At 63.8% G+C, this 16,581-nt stretch carries 16 protein-coding genes, 3 pseudogenes and 1 other annotated feature; of the genes and pseudogenes, 13 read left to right on the top strand and 6 right to left on the bottom strand.

The features are described 5' to 3' along the window. The first annotated feature begins 120 nt into the window (after positions 1-120). The 7 genes and pseudogenes from Q4A20_RS03845 to Q4A20_RS03810 all read left to right on the top strand — a co-directional run bounded on the left by Q4A20_RS03845 (position 121) and on the right by Q4A20_RS03810 (position 6,104). Positions 121-903 (top strand): electron transfer flavoprotein subunit beta/FixA family protein, encoded by a 783-nt coding sequence (locus Q4A20_RS03845; RefSeq protein ID WP_303120517.1) that lies wholly within the window; start codon positions 121-123, stop codon positions 901-903. 32 nt (positions 904-935) lie between these two features. Further along, positions 936-1,952 (top strand): electron transfer flavoprotein subunit alpha/FixB family protein, encoded by a 1,017-nt coding sequence (locus Q4A20_RS03840; protein WP_303120515.1) that lies wholly within the window; start codon positions 936-938, stop codon positions 1,950-1,952. A gap of 292 nt (positions 1,953-2,244) precedes the next feature. Further along, positions 2,245-2,640, top strand: a complete 396-nt coding sequence (locus Q4A20_RS03835) for a GntR family transcriptional regulator (RefSeq protein WP_303120513.1) — start codon at positions 2,245-2,247, stop codon at positions 2,638-2,640. Further along, entirely contained in the window at positions 2,637-3,401 is a 765-nt protein-coding gene (locus Q4A20_RS03830) for an ABC transporter ATP-binding protein (protein WP_303120511.1), read from the top strand. The genes Q4A20_RS03835 and Q4A20_RS03830 overlap by 4 nt, the downstream gene beginning before the upstream one ends. After that, a complete protein-coding gene (locus Q4A20_RS03825; RefSeq protein ID WP_303120509.1) occupies positions 3,401-4,222 on the top strand; it encodes a hypothetical protein in 822 nt (273 codons plus the stop codon). The genes Q4A20_RS03830 and Q4A20_RS03825 overlap by 1 nt, the downstream gene beginning before the upstream one ends. A 23-nt stretch (positions 4,223-4,245) precedes the next feature. Next, positions 4,246-5,262 (top strand): annotated as a pseudogene (locus Q4A20_RS15080) (ABC transporter ATP-binding protein). Positions 5,263-5,273: 11 nt separating this feature from the next. Continuing rightward, positions 5,274-6,104: an ABC transporter permease subunit gene (locus Q4A20_RS03810; RefSeq protein ID WP_303120503.1), complete on the top strand. Its 831-nt coding sequence runs from the start codon at positions 5,274-5,276 to the stop codon at positions 6,102-6,104. Positions 6,105-6,135: 31 nt separating this feature from the next. Here the strand turns inward: Q4A20_RS03810 and mnmA are convergent, their stop codons facing one another. Further along, complete coding sequence (mnmA, locus tag Q4A20_RS03805; protein WP_303120501.1) at positions 6,136-7,254, bottom strand: tRNA 2-thiouridine(34) synthase MnmA; 1,119 nt, start codon at positions 7,252-7,254, stop codon at positions 6,136-6,138. 366 nt (positions 7,255-7,620) lie between these two features. Between mnmA and Q4A20_RS03800 the strand changes: the two genes are divergently transcribed. From Q4A20_RS03800 to Q4A20_RS03780, 5 genes are all read left to right on the top strand, one after another. Further along, positions 7,621-8,322 (top strand): 2'-5' RNA ligase family protein, encoded by a 702-nt coding sequence (locus Q4A20_RS03800; protein WP_303120499.1) that lies wholly within the window; start codon positions 7,621-7,623, stop codon positions 8,320-8,322. 92 nt (positions 8,323-8,414) lie between these two features. Next, entirely contained in the window at positions 8,415-9,752 is a 1,338-nt protein-coding gene (locus Q4A20_RS03795) for a hypothetical protein (RefSeq protein ID WP_303120498.1), read from the top strand. After that, positions 9,746-10,747, top strand: coding sequence for an ATP-binding cassette domain-containing protein (locus Q4A20_RS03790; protein ID WP_303120496.1), 1,002 nt, complete (start codon positions 9,746-9,748; stop codon positions 10,745-10,747). Before Q4A20_RS03795 ends, Q4A20_RS03790 begins: the two co-directional genes overlap by 7 nt. Beyond that, on the top strand, positions 10,744-11,535 hold the full coding sequence (locus Q4A20_RS03785; RefSeq protein ID WP_303120494.1) for an ABC-2 family transporter protein: 792 nt from the start codon (positions 10,744-10,746) through the stop codon (positions 11,533-11,535). The genes Q4A20_RS03790 and Q4A20_RS03785 overlap by 4 nt, the downstream gene beginning before the upstream one ends. 6 nt (positions 11,536-11,541) lie before the next feature. Next, the gene (locus Q4A20_RS03780) at positions 11,542-12,324 is read left to right on the top strand and encodes an ABC transporter permease (protein ID WP_303120492.1); all 783 of its coding nucleotides are present in this window, start codon (positions 11,542-11,544) and stop codon (positions 12,322-12,324) included. Positions 12,325-12,702: 378 nt separating this feature from the next. Here the strand turns inward: Q4A20_RS03780 and Q4A20_RS03775 are convergent, their stop codons facing one another. The 5 genes and pseudogenes from Q4A20_RS03775 to Q4A20_RS03755 form a co-directional block, all read right to left on the bottom strand. Continuing rightward, positions 12,703-12,918 carry an integrase core domain-containing protein gene (locus Q4A20_RS03775; RefSeq protein ID WP_303120491.1) on the bottom strand — a complete coding sequence of 72 codons (216 nt, stop codon included), beginning with the start codon at positions 12,916-12,918 and terminating at the stop codon, positions 12,703-12,705. Then, positions 12,896-13,684 carry an IS3 family transposase gene (locus Q4A20_RS03770; RefSeq protein WP_303120600.1) on the bottom strand — a complete coding sequence of 263 codons (789 nt, stop codon included), beginning with the start codon at positions 13,682-13,684 and terminating at the stop codon, positions 12,896-12,898. The genes Q4A20_RS03775 and Q4A20_RS03770 overlap by 23 nt, the downstream gene beginning before the upstream one ends. Continuing rightward, positions 13,643-13,771 (bottom strand) — a sequence feature (AL1L pseudoknot). (Overlaps the previous gene by 42 nt.) Next, positions 13,732-14,049, bottom strand: coding sequence for a transposase (locus Q4A20_RS03765; RefSeq protein WP_303120489.1), 318 nt, complete (start codon positions 14,047-14,049; stop codon positions 13,732-13,734). It overlaps the preceding feature by 40 nt. A 67-nt stretch (positions 14,050-14,116) precedes the next feature. Next, positions 14,117-14,812 (bottom strand): annotated as a pseudogene (locus Q4A20_RS03760) (transposase); the annotation flags it as partial. 94 nt (positions 14,813-14,906) lie between these two features. After that, the gene (locus tag Q4A20_RS03755) at positions 14,907-16,145 is read right to left on the bottom strand and encodes a cysteine desulfurase family protein (protein WP_303120487.1); all 1,239 of its coding nucleotides are present in this window, start codon (positions 16,143-16,145) and stop codon (positions 14,907-14,909) included. A gap of 153 nt (positions 16,146-16,298) precedes the next feature. On the opposite strand from Q4A20_RS03755, the pseudogene Q4A20_RS03750 reads away from it, so the two are divergent. Further along, positions 16,299-16,581, top strand: a pseudogene (locus Q4A20_RS03750) (hypothetical protein); the annotation flags it as partial.

Here is a 16,581-nt window from a genome sequence, read left to right as displayed (position 1 = left end):
GCGTGGCCCGGCCGATGCCGGGGCGGGTGTCGGTGAGGCCCGGTGAGCGGACGGCGTAACCCGGACGGGGTGACCCACGGCTCACCGGCGGTCATAGCGTGATATGGCAATCTTGTATGCATGAAAATAGTCGTCTGCATCAAGCACGTACCTGATGTGCAGTCCGAGCGTCGCCTGGAGGAGGGACGCCTGGTCCGCGGCGAGGAGGATGTCCTCAACGAGCTCGATGAGAACGCCGTCGAGGCCGCCGTATCGCTGGTCGAGGACCTGGGCGGCGAGGTGATCGCCCTATCCATGGGGCCCGAGGACGCGGAGGACGGGGTGCGCCGCGCCCTGCAGATGGGTGCCGATTCTGGTGTTGTGGTCAGTGATGAGGTCCTCGTGGGGGCCGATGTTCCGACCACTGCGCGCACGCTCGCCGCCGCCGTCTCCAAGATCGGTGGAGCCGCCACCGGTATGGGGGATGTGGATCTGATCGTTACCGGCATGGCCTCTCTGGATGCCATGACCTCCATGCTCCCCGGGGCGCTCGCCGCCGCACTGCACGTGCCTGCCCTGACGCTGGCGAGTTCGCTGGAGGTTAGTGCGGATGAGGCCACTATCACCCGGTTGACCGGCACCGTCAGTGAGGTGCTCAGCGCCCCACTGCCCGCGCTCGTATCGGTCACCGATCAGGCGAACGAGCCGCGCTACCCGAACTTCGCGGCGATGCGTGCGGCCCGCAAGAAGCCGGTAGACATCTGGGACGCCACCGATCTCGGTCTCGACATATCCGCCGAACCCGGCATCGCCGTTGTCGACTTCGCCGAACGGCCGGCCCGCCAGGCGGGCGTGATTCGCACCGACTCGGGCGAGGCCGGGCGTGAGCTGGCCGTCTGGCTGGTTGAGAACGATCTCGTTTGAGCCGATACGGACCGGAAGGAAGACAACAAGCCATGGAAAGCACATCTGTCGCCGCTGCCGGCGCTCTGGCCGCGCCCGTCCTCGTGCTGGTGGACCGCACTCCTGAAGGTGCACCCACCAATGCCGCCCTGGGCCTGGTGACCACTGCCCGCCGACTGACCGCTGTAGACGTCGTTGCTCTGGTCCTTGGCGCGGTCGACGCTGAAAATGCCAGGCTCCTCGGCGCTGCCGGTGCGACCCGGCTGCTCGTAGCCGACACCGGTGGCCGCGAGTCAGTCACCGCTGTTGCCGCCGACGCCGTTGTTGCGGCCGTGAATTCGATCGGCCCGGCCGTTGCCCTGGTCGGTAGCGACTACCGCGGAAAGGAGATCGCCGGGAGGGCAGCGGTCCTGCTGGGCTCGGCCTGTGCCTCAGATGTGGGTGACCTGCAGGTGGTCGGCAGTGAGCTGCGCGCCTCCAAGCTGGTTCTGTCAGGCACCTGGTCCACTACCATGACCGTTTCCGCGCAGTCGGACCGGACTCCGGTCATCTCAGTCCACCCCAGTGCGGTCGAGCCCGGGCCGGCAGTCTCGGAGGCGGGAGAGCCGCCCGTGGAGGTACTCGACGTGCCCCTGACCGCGGAGGCCGCCGCCGTCAAGGTCGTCTCCCGCCAGGTCGTCGATGCTGCGGCAGGCCCCGACCTGGCCGAAGCGCAGCGCGTTGTGGTGATGGGACGCGGTACCGACGGCGATGTGGACCTGGTGCATTCGCTGGCCGACCCGCTTCAGGCCGCCATCGGCGCCACCCGGGTCGCCTGCGACGAGGGCTGGATCGAGCGCTCCGCCCAGGTGGGTCAGACCGGTGCTTCCGTTGCCCCGCGCCTGTACATCGGGCTGGGCGTGTCCGGCGCCATCCACCACACCAGCGGCATCCAGGGAGCCGGTGCGATCGTCGCCATCTGCGACGACTCCGAGGCGCCGATCTTCGAGATGGCCGATTACGGCGTGGTCGGCGACGTCGCCGAGGTCGTGCCCCAACTGGTGGAGGAGTTGGCGCGCCTGCGTGGCTGAGCGTCATCTTCTGTACTTCCGACAGTCCGCCCCGTCCCGGTTCGTTCCGGGGCGGGGCGGCTTCATGCGCCGAGATCGGTAGTTGTTACGTGCCGAGATCGGTCGATATGGCGGAGCGCGGGTATTTCTGCGCAAGCCACGGTGGGCATGGGGCTGGGCGCGTCGGGACGGAGAGGTTGACTTCCGCACACCCCATGTGTCACTGTATTAGTGCAGTGATACAGATGGCCTTTCGGTCACCTGTGGGCTGCGCTCATGAGCACATTCGTCCGCCCGTAAGAGGGGAGGCCTCGTGGATCTTGACGGCTCCCGGCCGATCTGGCTGCAACTGGTTGACGACTTCCGCCTGCGGATCGTCACCGGCGCCTGGCCGACCGGCACCCGGATACCCAGCGTGCGCGAACTGGCCATGCAATCCGGCGTCAACCCCAACACCGTCCAACGTGCCCTCACCGAACTCGATCGCACCGGCATGACCGGCACCGAAAGGACCGCAGGCCGCTTCGTCACCACGGATACCGCCGTCGTCGATGCCGTGCGCCGAGAGTTCGCCACCGACGCCACGGACGCCTTCATCACCGCCCTCACCGCCGTCGGCATGGATCTGGCGCAGGCGTCCGCGCTCCTTCAGGAGCGCTGGACCGAACGTCCTGCCATGCCCGAGGCAGACACAGGAGAAAACCCATGAACCGGCACTCATCGGCTCCGCCGTCGCCCGCGGCGCGCTTCACTGCCGTCCCCATCCCCGACGGCGCCGCGCCACTGATTCGGGTGGCGCACCTGACTAAGACCTACCGCGGACGCCCGGCGCTGGCGGACCTGACCCTGGACCTACCGGCCGGCCGGATTATCGGGCTCATGGGCTCCAACGGCTCGGGCAAAACCACCCTGCTCAAGGTACTGGCCGGACTGCTGTCCGAGTACGACGGCCGGGTACGGGTAGGCGGCCATGCGCCCGGGCCGCGGTCCAAGGCGCTGGTCGCCTTCCTGCCCGATGTCGACTTCCTGACCTCGGGGCTCAATGCCGAGCAGGCCATCGCCATGTTCTCCCGGCTCTTCCCCGACTTCGACGCCGACCACGCCCGCGAGTTGGTCGAGTTCTTCGGCCTGCCGAAGGATCGGAGTCTGAAGGAGATGAGCAAGGGCATGGGGGAGAAGCTGCGCGTCAGCCTGATCATGGCGCGCCGCGCCCGTGTCTACCTGCTGGACGAGCCCATCTCCGGGGTCGACCCCGCCGCCCGCGATGTCATCCTCAGCGGCGTCCTGCGCAACTTCGACCCCGAGGCGCTGATGGTCATTTCCACCCACCTGATCGCCGACGTGGAGCCGATCGTCGACTCCGTCGTCTTCCTCAAGGACGGACGCCTGCTGCTGGCCGGCGATGCCGATGACCTGCGTGAGGCTCACGGCATGAGCCTGGACGCTCTGTTTAGGAAGGAGTACCACTGATGCTGCGCACACTGTTCACCGAGGAGATCCGTACCCAGGTGCCGCACAGTGCCGCTGCTGTGGGCGTGGCCCTTGTTGTTTTCACCGTCTCATTGGGACTGTGGCGCTTGCTGGAGAACGTCAGCGTCATCGCCTTTCTGCTGCAACTGGTATCCATGGTGGCCGCAGTAGCCATCCCGATCGTAGTCGGCGCTCTAGTGGTGACCGAGTACTGGCAGTCCATGTACGGTCCGCGCGGCTACCTGACCATGACGATTCCGGCGCGCGGGCGCACGATCTTCACCGCCAAGACGCTTTACTCGTATCTGGCGGTTCTCGTCGCCGGCATGTTGGGCACCGCCTGCCTGCTGGCGTGGTTCGCAGTGCTCGCCCACAGCAATGGCTCATCACTGGGTGATGTGCTGGAGCCGTTCAAGATCATGTGGCGGACCGCCTCAATCGCTGTGCGAGTGCTTTGGCTCGTGGCGATTCCACTCTCCTTGGCCGTGACTGTCTTGCAAGTTGCCACCGTAATGAGCGTCGGTGCCCGGGAGCCCTGGAACCACCTCGGGTTCGGGGCGCCGCTGATCGGAGTTGTGATCCTGTATGGCGTCAATCAGTTCGTTGGGTTGGTAGGCACGTTGTTCATTCCCATCAGCCTGGACCTGACCACCTTTGAGTTCACGACTCGTATCATGTGGAGCCAGTTCCTTGACTCTGTTCGCACGGGGAGTGATCCAACGCTGGTTGGGCTGGGAACCTTCTTCCTCGGGCCGCTGCTGGCGGCCGTGATGGGCTGGTGGGCGGTGCGCTCCATCGAGTGCCACACCTCTTTGCGCTGATTTGAGGTCCAAGGGAATTGGTCATGTGGACCGTGGCAGATCATGGGGGAGGGGACATGGACGAGAGTTCGAATCGGAGCGAGTCTCCCGCCGCGCGAGCGGTGAACGTGAAGCGCTCAATCGGGGGAAGGCCGGTGCTCACCGGCCTGACCCTGGAGATCGGACGCGGCAGTGTCTTCGGCCTGCTGGGCCCCAATGGGGCCGGCAAGACCACCACTGTCCGGCTGCTGACCGGGATGATTCCCACGGATGCCGGGAGGATTGAAGTCCTGGGTGAGACCGTCACCCGTAACAGCGCACCGAGCCTGCGTTCCCGCGTAGGCGTGCAGTCCGACTATTCGCTCTACCAGGAACTGACCCTGCGCGAGAACCTCGTCTTCTGGGGCTAGCTGATGGGAATGCGGGCCGACCGGGTGCGTAGGCGTACCGAGGAATTAGCCGAGATGTTCGGTCTTGCCGAACGACTGGACTCCCGGCTCGGAGAATTCAGCAAGGGCATGGCCCTCAATGCTGTTCTGGCACGCACCTTGCTGGCCCGTCCGGAAGTCATCTTCCTGGATGAACCGATCGCAGGACTGGATCCGGAGGCCGCCGAGGATCTCCTGGTCTACCTGCGGCGGTTCGCCGACCAGGGTGCGCCAGTATTCGTGTGCACTCACCAGCTGCACGGATTCGCAAGCGTATGCGATCAGGTCGACATCCTGAACCGGGGGCGTCTGGTCGCTCACGGCGCAGTCGATGAGCTCCTCCGCAGGCGTTGGCCCACCACGGTTCTGGATGTCTCAACCCCGGACATCCGGGAGGCGTTGGCCGTGGCCGGCCCGGATGCGCAGGCCTCGCCCGGGGTGGTTCACATCCCGCTGCCCGAGGCCGAAAACGCCTCCGACCGCCCCAACCGGGCCGCCCGACTAGTATCCGACCTGGTCGCTGCCGGGGTACGCGTGAATGCGGTGACCCCCCAGTCCCACTCGCTCAAGGAACTGTATTTCGCATTCATTCAGAACGGTTCGGACCAACACGGCAACGCTCACCAATCCTGAGAGGAGGAGTCATGTACGGTAATGCTGAACGCCCTTCCCGAGCCCGGATGACGGTGCTGATTCGCAACGAGTGGAAGAGGTCTTTGCGTGATGTCAATGCTCTCGTCCCCGTACTGCTGTTCCCGCTGCTGTTCAGTATTCTGCTGCCGGGACTGGTAATCGGAGTGGTGGCGAACTCCGAAGACACCGTCAAGCAGCTGCGCGGGCTGGAGGCCTTCTTGGAACGCGTGGGTGCCGCGGTCGCAACCGGCGCCGGGGCCCAGGAAGTAATAGTCACCGCTATTACGATGTATGTCTTCGCCCCCATGTTCCTGCTCATCCCGATGGTGGTGGCCACTGCTGGCGCCTCAGCGGCATTCGTGGGGGAGTGGGAACGAGGCACACTTGACGGCCTGCTTTACGGGCCGGCGTCCTTCCGCGAGATCTTCCTGGCCAAGACTCTCGCCTCCACCATCCCGGCGGTTGCAGTCACCTGGATCGCCTTCCTGGCTTTCACCGTGATAGTAAATGCTGCCGGGTGGCCGGTCATGGGGCGCGTCTTCTTTCCCAACCCCACCTGGGTGATCGCCGTCGCCGTATTGATACCGCTACTGGCCTTCGTCATTGTCGGTTCCATCGTCGCCATTTCCAATCGGGCGCGTTCGGTGCAGTCGGCTCAGGGAGTCGTGGTTTTCTTCTTCCTGCCGCTGGTGGCGTCGATCGTCTCGCAAGCCACCGGTGCGATTCTTCTCAACCATACCTTCGTCGCACTCACAGGCGGCTTACTAGCCCTACTGGCCGTCCTCGTATACCGGGTCCTCGGTCGAGTCATTGAGGACCCCGATCTCGTGCTCAAGACCTGAGGGCGGAGTCGGCAGGACCCTCTGACCCGACTTATACGACAGTCGCCTGGGCCAGCACCCGGCGGCCGTCGTCCCCGCCGTAGACGACGACGCTCTGCCCGGCGGCCAGGCCCCGCAGGGGCTGACGCAGCACCGCGTGCAGTGTGCCGCCGGCGGCGTCCACGGTCACGTCCGCGGGCACCGGGCGGCCGTGCGCCCGCACCTGGACGGTCACGTCCTGCCAACCGACGCCGCCCGGAAGCGGGGCGGGGGAGCCCAGCAGCACCAGGTCCCTGCCGTCAACGACGGTGCGCTGCAGCAGCTCGGCGGGGCCGACGACGACCTCGTTGGTGCTCGGGCGCGTCTCAATGACGTACCGGGGGCGGCCGTCCGTGGCGGGGCGCGTCAGCCCCAGGCCCTTGCGCTGGCCGACGGTGAAGCCGAAGTAGCCTTCGTGGGTGCCTAGCACCTCGCCGTCGGGGGAGACGATGCTGCCCTCCTGGACGCCGAGGCTGCGCTGCAGGAAGCCGCGGGTGTCGCCGTCGGCGACGAAGCAGATGTCGTAGGAGTCGGGCTTGTCGGCCACCGGCAGGCCGCGGCGCTCGGCCTCGGCGCGCACCGCCGCCTTGGAGGGGGCATCCCCGAGGGGGAACAGGGCGCGGGACAGCCCCTCGCGCCCGGAGACGGCCAGCACGTAGGACTGGTCCTTGGCCACATCGGCGGCGCGGCGCAGTTCCAGGGTGTTCGCCTGGCCGGGGCGGCCGTCGGCGGCGCCGCCGCGCAGGCGGGCGTAGTGGCCGGTGACGACGGCGTCGAAGCCCAGGGCCAGGCCGCGCTCCAGGAGCACGTCGAACTTGACGCGTTCGTTGCAGCGCACGCACGGGTTGGGGGTGCGGCCGGCGCGGTACTCGGACAGGAAGTCGGCGACCACCCGCTCTTCGAACTCCTCCGACAGGTCCCACACGTAGAAGGGGATGCCCAGGATCTCGGCGGCCCAGCGGGCGTCGCCGGCGTCCTCGATGGAGCAGCAGCCGCGGGCGCCGGAGCGGGTGGCGGCCCGGTTACGGGTCAGGGCCATGTGCACGCCGACCACCTCGTGGCCGGCGTCTACGGCGCGCGCGGCGGCGACGGCGGAGTCGACTCCGCCGGACATGGCTGCCAGTACGCGCACGCGTGCTCCTTCCGCCTCGCTCTCCTTGGCGCCCGGGTGGGCGGATGCAGCCTACCGCGGCCAGCGGAGAAGCCCTGCCTTGGGGAAGACTCCATGGTGTAGCCCGAGCCGATTCGGACTGCGACGCGCCCAGGCACGACGAACACATTTCCCTACTACCAAGCGCAAACGTGCTACAACGACGCCCCTTGGGAGGGAGACTCGTGCGGAAACTGTAGTAGCCTCTGCTCCGCATGCCGTATGAAGGCACTCCCGGCAAGGGAGTTCCTCAGGCAAGCAGCCAACACCCCTGACCAATTGGGCCGTTTAATGATGGAAAGCCTCGGCTTCAGTTGTAGCAACATGCTTTAGTGGAAGGAGAACGTGATGGAGACATTACGCGAGTTCGATGCGCGTGTCGACTTGTTTCAGACAAATTCGGTCCCGGATGAGCCCGGGTTTGGCCTTCCTGAGTCACTGGAGGAAAAGGTGTCTCCACGGGATGGTGCGTTGCGCCCCTTCCACGGCGTCACAGTTGCCTACTTTCTGGATGGTCAGGCACAAGAACTAGTCGGAACGCTCACCGAGGATCTCTACGCCCGATTTGGCGGGTCGCTATCAGCGCCATTGCCATTGGCGATGGCGCACGTGACACTCCATGATCTCTACGCTAGTCCAGATCCGAAAACACTGAGACAGATGATGTCGGCCAGCGCGAAGACAGCTACGGATCTCGTAACGCATGCGCGCGATGTCGGATCGATTCACACTACATGTACCGCGGTATTCAACATGGTGAATACGAGCGTTGTCATTGGGATTCGTGCTACTGACGAAGGGGAACACCGTAAGCTTTTGGCGGCTCGAGGTCTGTTTGATACGATTGTCCCCTCTGGGCCGTTCACTCCCCACATAACTGTTGCGTATTATAGGCCAGCAGCGCCCGCGCCGTTGTCGCCAACCAAGCTCCGCAACACTCTTAGCGAGTATACCCAGAAAATCCAGGGCAGACCCATCCTGCTCGCGCCCGAGCGCCTCCACGCCTTGTACTTCGACTCTATGGACAACTATTGGGAGGTCGGGCTTTGACTCGAGTGGGAGCGTCTGGCATATCAGTAAATGGAGTATTTGCAGCTAGCCTTGCTGTACAAGGTACGGAGAACCTCGACTCGAAGCAGGAGGTGATCGCGAAATTCGTCAAGTCTGGCGAGCCTATTCGATTCGAATTTGACGAAACTAGCGGATGGCTATTCGCTTACTCAACGTGGTTCGAGTGCATCAGCCCACAGGTAGCATACACTGTACGTCGCACCATCGTGGAGCTAGATACCGACGCGTGGTTCGTGTCTTTCTCCCCGCCGAGAGAAGCATTTGTGGTGCACCGTTCTGTGGGGCATGTACAGTCGGTGGGTGTGGGGTCATGGGACTTTGAGAACGGCGGAGATAACTTCGCGGTAATTGCCGGTACTCCGTGCGCACCGTGGACCGATCGTCAGGAACTGCTGGATGCAGTCTCCGATGCGTTCGTGATCGATGGGATCGACGCTGGGCGCGTCGCAATGGGGTACGACTCGCAGACTGTTTCCGGACGAATAACTGAATCGGACATTCAATGCTATGGACGCTACTATGAAGCGAGTCGCAACATGTGCGAAACCGACGAGGATGATCCTGTCGTGCATGTTGCTGACCCAGGAGGGATATACCAACTCCCGTACGAATCGTTGATGCATATGGGTGTGTTCAGCTCCGATCTCGAAGGTTACTCTATGGGCAAGGGAGGCTCATTAGCGTCGCGCCTGTTGGAGGACAACAACAGCGTGCGGTATTTGATCACAACTCCGCGCGTGACCGGTGATCTTGAGATTGAGGCCGCGGTCTGTCATTTCGATGGATCCGAACAAGTAGTCCAGTTGCTGCCTGGAGTGAGGGTACGAGCGACATCCAAAGCCGATTTAGCCGAAGGAATTGTGGTGCAGGAAAGATGTCTCCCTAGCGATTACAACCGTTTTGATCCCGAATCGGGTATTGCGCCTATCAATAACACTGGCGTCAGGCGAGTCGTGCCAGATGTCTACATCTTCGACCACAGTCAGAGGCTTTCTCCTTGGGATGGCATGCAGTCGGAATGGAACATCGATTCGACTTCCGGAATAGCGGCAATATTTCCTTCAATCGCGGTATCGCGAAGATCTGCGAACGTGGCGTCCGAACCTCCGACTGCCTTTGTCAAGATCCGTGAAGAGGAACGTGCGCACCTTCACCCCAGCTTCACCGAGGTCTACTATTGTGCGGCCGGAGCGATCGATCTCGCGATATTCATCAGGGGGCGTCGTGAGATTATCCACATCGAACACGGTGCGTTTGCCGTAGTTCGTGAAGGGGTACCGCACCTAGTGCAAGCGGCCTCCGGAGACGAGACGGGACGCTTCAGCCAGATCTGCGTGCAACTGCCATCTCGCTTCCACTACCCATTTCACCAGACAAAACGTAACTACATACCGGAGGTAGCATGGTGACATCAGCCATCAAGGCGACGAATCTTTCGAAGACTTACCGGATTCAGGAGCGGGGTGACGGATTGTTGGGCTCCCTCACCACTATGTTCCATCGAAGTTTCAGCGAAATTGAGGCGGTGTCTGATCTATCTCTCGAGATTGCGCCCGGTGAGTTCGTCGGATTTCTTGGCCCAAACGGAGCTGGGAAGTCCACCACCATCAAGATGCTTACCGGCGTACTTAGGCCGGACGTCGGAGAGGTGATGGTACACGGTGTTTCGCCGAGCAAGGATCGCATTCTAAATGCGCGTCAGATTGGTGTCGTTTTTGGTCAGCGGTCACAGTTAAATTGGGACGTACCTGTTCGCGAGTCTTTGCGGCTAGTCGGAGCTATTTACGGTCTCTCCCGAAACGACGCAGAGGCACGTATCGATGAGATGACGACGGATCTCGATCTTGGCGAGTTGCTGTCGCTGCCGACTCGCCAGCTGTCTTTGGGACAGAAGATGCGCTGCGAGCTTGCTGCCTCGCTCCTACATCGACCAAAGGTGGTGTTTCTGGACGAGCCTACGATCGGGTTGGATGTTACGGTGAAGGCAACGATTCGATCGTACCTACAACAGATCAACGTCCAAGACGGTACAACGATTCTGCTTACGACACATGATATGGGAGACGTCGAGGCATTATGCAAACGGTTGGTAGTAATTGACGACGGCCGAACGGTGTTCGACGGAGACATTGACCGGCTTAAAAGCGCGATCACTCCGTTTCGCACCGTCGAATTCACTTTTGATGAGGGCTGGCCCATAGACAGGAATATCGAGCTGCCTGAAACAGCACACATTGCTAATATTGATGAACGACATCTGGTAGTCGAGTTCGATCCGGAGGCGACAACAAACGGGCGCGTGATTTCTGCGGTGACCTCAGTAATGGAAGTAGATGACGTTAGTGTCGGCGACCCTGACGTCGAATCTATCATTGGCCAGATCTATGCGGGAGGTCTTAAATGAGAGGCTATGTTGCGATCACGCGAGTTGCGTTTTCGGCAGGCATTGCGTACCGCAGTGCTTATTGGTTCGGCCTTCTTGGTCTGCTATTCAAGGTCTCGTTGTTGTATTTCTTTTGGCGTGCGGTCTTTGCGCAACGAGAGGCCATCGGAGATATGGGTCTTGAGCAGATGGCCGGATATGTTGTCTTGTCGTCACTGGTGACAGAGTTCAACGCCTTCGGAGCGGGTAGGATCTTGTCACTCATGGTCGCCCGAGGAGAGATCGCGGTCGAGCTGGTTCGCCCGTATTCCATCATAGGTCATCTTCTGGCGGCCAATGCGGGTCAAAAGCTTGTGGAGCTTACTAAATCGGGCGCCGCGCTGGTTGTCGTGGGCTTCTTAGTTGCCCCGTCGGTATTCCTTACGAGCCTGAATAGCTACGTCGCGCTAGCGGTTGCTATTGTTTTGGGCGGCGTCACGATACAGCTTCTGGACTTGCTGATCGCATGCTTGGCTTTCTGGACTAACAATACGTGGGGGTTATGGCTTGTCAGGAACTCGATTGTGGCGCTGTTCTCAGGTGCATTACTTCCTTTGTCTTTGTTTCCGACTTGGTTTCAGACATTTGCTTTCATGCTGCCTTACGCTAATGCGCTCTACTCTCCTCTTAGGCACTTTTTAACGCCGAGTGGGGGTGTCGATTGGTTAAGTTTGTATGGAATTCAGCTACTTTGGATCTTGGTTAGTGCGTGCATGGCAAAGATCGTGTTGCGGCTCGCCGTTCGACGCGTAGAGGTATTTGGGGGTTAGAAGAGTATGCATGGATTGGTTTACTTTGCGTATTTACGCGCGCACGTAATTAGCGTGCTTAGGTTTCGGCTGGACTTCGTAATTGGTCTGGCTTCTTCTTTGCTCGAGACGGCGCTCTCGGCGGTATTCTTGATGGTGGTTTTTTCCCAGGTCAATGCATTAGCTGGCGTGCCGTTTTCCGACGTATTGCTTATGTTTGCATTCAGTACTTTGGGGCGCGCCGGTCACCTGCTTTTCTTCGATAACCTTTGGGTTCTAGGGTCAAGATTTATTCAACAAGGTGAATTTGATCGCGTTCTGGTTCGCCCGCGCGGCTTACTATTTCAGGTTGTCGCTGAACGGGTTAATATACAAGGTATTGGACAGGTTATTGTTGGTGTTCTTGCATTGGGCTGGGCGCTGATGTGTCATACGCCGTTTGTCGGTATCGCGTCCTTGTTGGCGATCCCGTTGCTGATTGCGGCGAGTGCGGCAGTGTTCATTCTCGTGCATGTATGCCTTGCGTCTTTGTCGTTCTGGCTCGTGGATTCTTCTGGGGTTATGTCGGCGGTGTTTTCGGTGGCGTCGTTTGGCCAGTATCCGCTAGGTATTTTTCCGACGGCGGTTAGTGGCGTTCTTTTGACGGTGCTTCCTTTTGCGTTTACTGGCTACGTCCCAGCAGGCTTGCTTACCGGCGATCTCGGGTTTGGATGGGCGATGGCGCTGATGGGTGTACTGGTCGCGCTCGTGTACGCCGCGGCTGCGCTCTGGCGGCGGGGCGTCGCTGAGTACACGAGCACGGGGAGCTGAGGCCTGTTTGATTCGATGTTGTTGCGTCGTCTGCCGCTACCTTGTTGGTGGTTCCGGGTGGTCCGGTGCCGGGCCAGCCGCGGTGGGCATGATATGTCTACGCAATGATCCGGGCGGTGTTGGAACCCAAGGTGGCGGGTGGATGGTGATTGCTGATTAGGGGAACGGCCCGAGGCGCCTTAGCCTTAGAGTCCTTTCGTAACGTGGGTGCGGGGCCGTCTGCCTGGCAGGCTGACCCACCAACACACGAAAGAGCGCGGGAAGATGGATATCGAGGACGTGGACTGGAGTGCTGGGCTTTTTTGGACTCTTGGTTGCTGTGTGTTTGTCAGGTCGCTTTCGGGGCTCTGTCAAGCCCCGGGTTTTGTGGAGGGTGTTTTATCTGGCGCCGGTGGTTGCCGGCTGGGGTTGGTTGGTGGTGATCTGCTCGCCGATGTCCTCGGCGTCGGCGTTGTCGATGGTGTCGGTGTCGATGTTGTCGTCTGGTGGGGTGTAGGCCTGCTCGTGCTGGATAGGGGCGTGCATGCCGATGGCGGAGTGGGGGCGGGTCGTGTTGAACCAGTGCACCCACTCAGCGGTAGCGAACACGGGCATCGTCGATGCCCTCCCACGGGCCGTGCTCGTCGAGGTACTTGCGGTTGCGGATCAATTCCGCTTTGTACAGGGAGTTCAGGGCTTCGGCCAGAGCGTTGTCGTAGGAATCTCCCTTCGACCCGACCGAGGCGACCGCGTCGCAGTCGGACAGGGCCTGCCCGTAACGGATCGCCCGGTACTGCACACCGCGGTCGGAATGGTGGACCAGGCCCTTCAGGTCCGCGCCCTCGCGCTGGCGCTGCCAGATCCCCATTTTCAGGGCGTCCAGGGCCATGTCGGTGTACAGGCTCGTAGACGTCTGCCACCCGATGATCCTGCGGGAGTAGACGTCGGTGACGAAAGCCACATACACCCAGCCCGACAGGGTGCGCACGTAGGTTATGTCCGCGACCCACAACTCGTTGGGCTTGAACGCGCTGAAGTGCCGGTTCACCAGATCCGCGGGGCACTGGTCCTTGGGCGCGCTGCGCGTGGTACGCGGTGACTTGGCGCGGCGGATGCCGTGCAGGCCCATCGCCCGCATCAACCTCTCCACCGTGCAGCGGGCCACATGCCCCAGCCCGTGGCGCTCTGACTCCTCGGGCCGGCCCCGCATGGCGTGCATCTTCCTTGCGCCCAGCACCCAGTAGTTCTTCTCATGCACCCTCCTGATCTCAGTCTTCAAAGCGTCATCGCGCACAGCCCTGGCACTGGGGGGACGGGACTTGGCCGCGTAGTAGGTGTTCGGGGCGATCTTGACATCGGCGCTGACCAGCGCCTGGCAGATCGGCTCGACCCCGAACTCCTCCTTGTGAGAGTCGATGTACTCACAGATCAGCGGGATGGGCGGTCGAGCTCCGCCGCGAAAAAAGCCGACGCGCTCCTCAATATCGCGTTCGCCCTGCGCAGCTCACGGTTCTCGTCCTCCAGCTGCCTGATCCGCTGGGCGTCCTGACTGGTGGTTCCCGGCCTGGCGCCCGCGTCGACCTCGGCCTTCTTCACCCAGGTGCGCAGCGCCTCGGGGTGGACGCCCAGCTCGTCGGCGATCCTACGGATCGCCCCCTTGGACCGGTCGGGGTCCCGGCGGGCCTCCACAGCCATCCTGGTAGCCCGCTCCCGCAACTCCTCGGGATACTTCCTCGGTGCACTCATGACAGTGATCCTTCCGTGCATTCACTGCCTCCATCAAACCCGGTGCAGTTCAGCCCCCTCCTCGCCCCTGCACCCAGATGCCCAGGACGTGCTTGATCCCATCCATGTCGACACCTACGGCGATGTGGGCTGACCTGGTGGTCACACGGTGGTCGACGCGTACCTTGATGCGGATGGCGTCCAGGTAGATGACCGGGTAGAACTCCTCCAGGGGCCGGTTCTGCCACTCCAGGACCGCCTCACACACCGCGTCGGTGACCTTGGAGATCGTCCCGGCCGACAGCTCCACCCCGAGGCTGGACTCCAGGTGGTGGCGGATCTCCCGCACCCTCAATCCCGCCCGCGTACAGGCTCACAATCATCGAATCCAGGCCGTCCATGCGCCGCTGGCCCTTACGCACCAGGCGGGGCGTGAACGATCCTGCCCGGTCTCGGGGGGACCACAGGTCTCGAAGGAACCGACCTCGGAGTCGATCATCTTGGTCGTCGTGCCGTTACGGGCGTTGCCCCGCGCCGTGGCGGCGTGCTGGCCCTTCTCGTAGCCCAGGTGGTCGGTCAGCTCGGCCTGCAGGCCCCGCACCCCGGGGCCTCCTTCAACAGCGCCGGCAGCAGCCCGTCCGCAGCGGTCAGCACCCGCCTTGCCGGACTCGACCTGCTCGAACAGGCCGTCCAACGCGCCGGAAGCGGCCAGCTCCCGGGCCACACCACTACCACTCGCAGCAGTCCCAGTCGCAGCAGTCTTCTTCTCGTCGATCACAGTCATCACAGTAGGTCCTCTCAATCAGGGCTTACACAGACCACTGAACACGCCCCCGCCAGGTGGCGTAAGCCTATGCGCCAGCCCCGGCGTGAACCGCCTACGCGTGCAGGGCGCCCCGCCGCTGCCGGGCGCGGCGGGCGGTGCGCACGGCGCCGGGCAGGGCCGCCAGCAGGCGCTCCACATCCTGGGCGCCCGTCTCCCTGCCCAGGGAACAGCGCAGCGTGGCCCGCGCCGCCTCCTCCCCGTAGCCCATCGCCAGCAGCACGTGGCTCGGCCGCGACACCCCCGCATGGCAGGCCGACCCGGCCGACACATCAAATCCGGCCATATCCAGCGCCATGAGCAGCGCCTCGGCGTCGGCGTCCTCCACCCACAGGTGCGCCGTGCCCGGCAGATGCGCCACGCCGTCGGGCAGGGTCGCATGCACGCCCTCCACCGCGCCCGCCCCCGCCAGCAGGCGCTCGCGCAACCCCTCCAGCCGCGCCGCCTCCGCCGCCTGCTCGGCCACCGCCAGCTCCGCGGCCAGCGCCAGCGCCCGCGCCCCGACCACGTCCTGCGTGCCCGAGCGCAGCCCGCGCTCCTGCCGCCCGCCCCCCATCGGCGCCACCAGCGTGAAGTCGCGCCGCGCAATCAGCGCGCCGACGCCCACCGGCGCCCCGAGCTTGTGCCCGCTCAGCGACAGCGCATCCAGCCCCCAGCCGTGAAAGTCCAGCGGCACCCGGCCCACCGCCGCCACCGCATCGGTGTGCACGGGCACATAACCCGGCGCGCCCGGCCGCTCCGTCCCGGTCGCCGCACGCACCGCCGCCACGAGACCGGCCAGGTCCTGCACCAGGCCGGTCTCGTTATTCGCCGCCATCACACTCACCACGGCGGTCCCGCCCGCCAGCGCCGGACCGAGGGTGCTGGTTTCGACCCGTCCGGCGCCATCCACGGTCAGCGACACATGCTCGGCGCCCAGCTGCGCGGCCGCGGTGCGCGCACTGTCCAGCACCGCCGGATGCTCGATCGGGGAGGTGACCACGCGCGGGCGCTCCATCCCCGCCGCCCGGGCCGCCAGCACCCGACCGGCGACCGCCAGCGCGTCGGCCTCAGTACCGCCACTGGTGAAGATCACCTCATGCGGGTCCACATCCAGCGCCCCCGCCAGTCGGGCGCGCGCCCGTGCCAGCAGCGCCCCGGCCCGCCGCCCCGAGGCGTGCTGCGCCGCCGGATTCGCCCACCCGCCCAAGCCGGAAGCCAGGTCGCGGGCCACCTGCTCGGCCACCTCCGCCCGCACCGGCGTGGTGGCGGCATGATCGAGGTAGACCCGCGCGACGGCGCTCCCGGAACTCATGACGGCAGCGTATCCGCCCCAGTTGGACCCCCGAATCCCACTTGGACCGCTTGCGCCCACTTGGACCGCCGTAGCCAGTGGTTACGGCGGTCCATCCGCGCGCAAGCGGTCCATCCGGGGGATAAGCGGTCCATCCGCGCCTAGGCTGCCCTCATGACCTCCACGCCGCAGCCCGACCCCGCAGAGGCGGCCCCCGCCAACACCACGCCGACCGCCCGCTCCCTGTCCCGCGCCACCACCGACCGCGACGCCGAGCGCCGCAGCCAGCCGAACCTGATCGCCACGCTCGCCGCCGACCCAGCCACCCGCCTGCTGCTGGTCGACGCCCGCGGCCGCATCGCCCTGGACGCCCCGGCCACCGCCGCCGACCTGCCCGACGACGGCCTCGCCCCCGCCGTCCCGCACGACCGCGACGCCGCCGTCTGGCGCCCCGGCC

It is taken from the genome of Actinomyces sp., assembly GCF_030530635.1.
Classification (GTDB): Bacteria; Actinomycetota; Actinomycetes; order Actinomycetales; family Actinomycetaceae; genus Actinomyces.
This window is presented reverse-complemented; position numbering and strand designations above follow the sequence as displayed.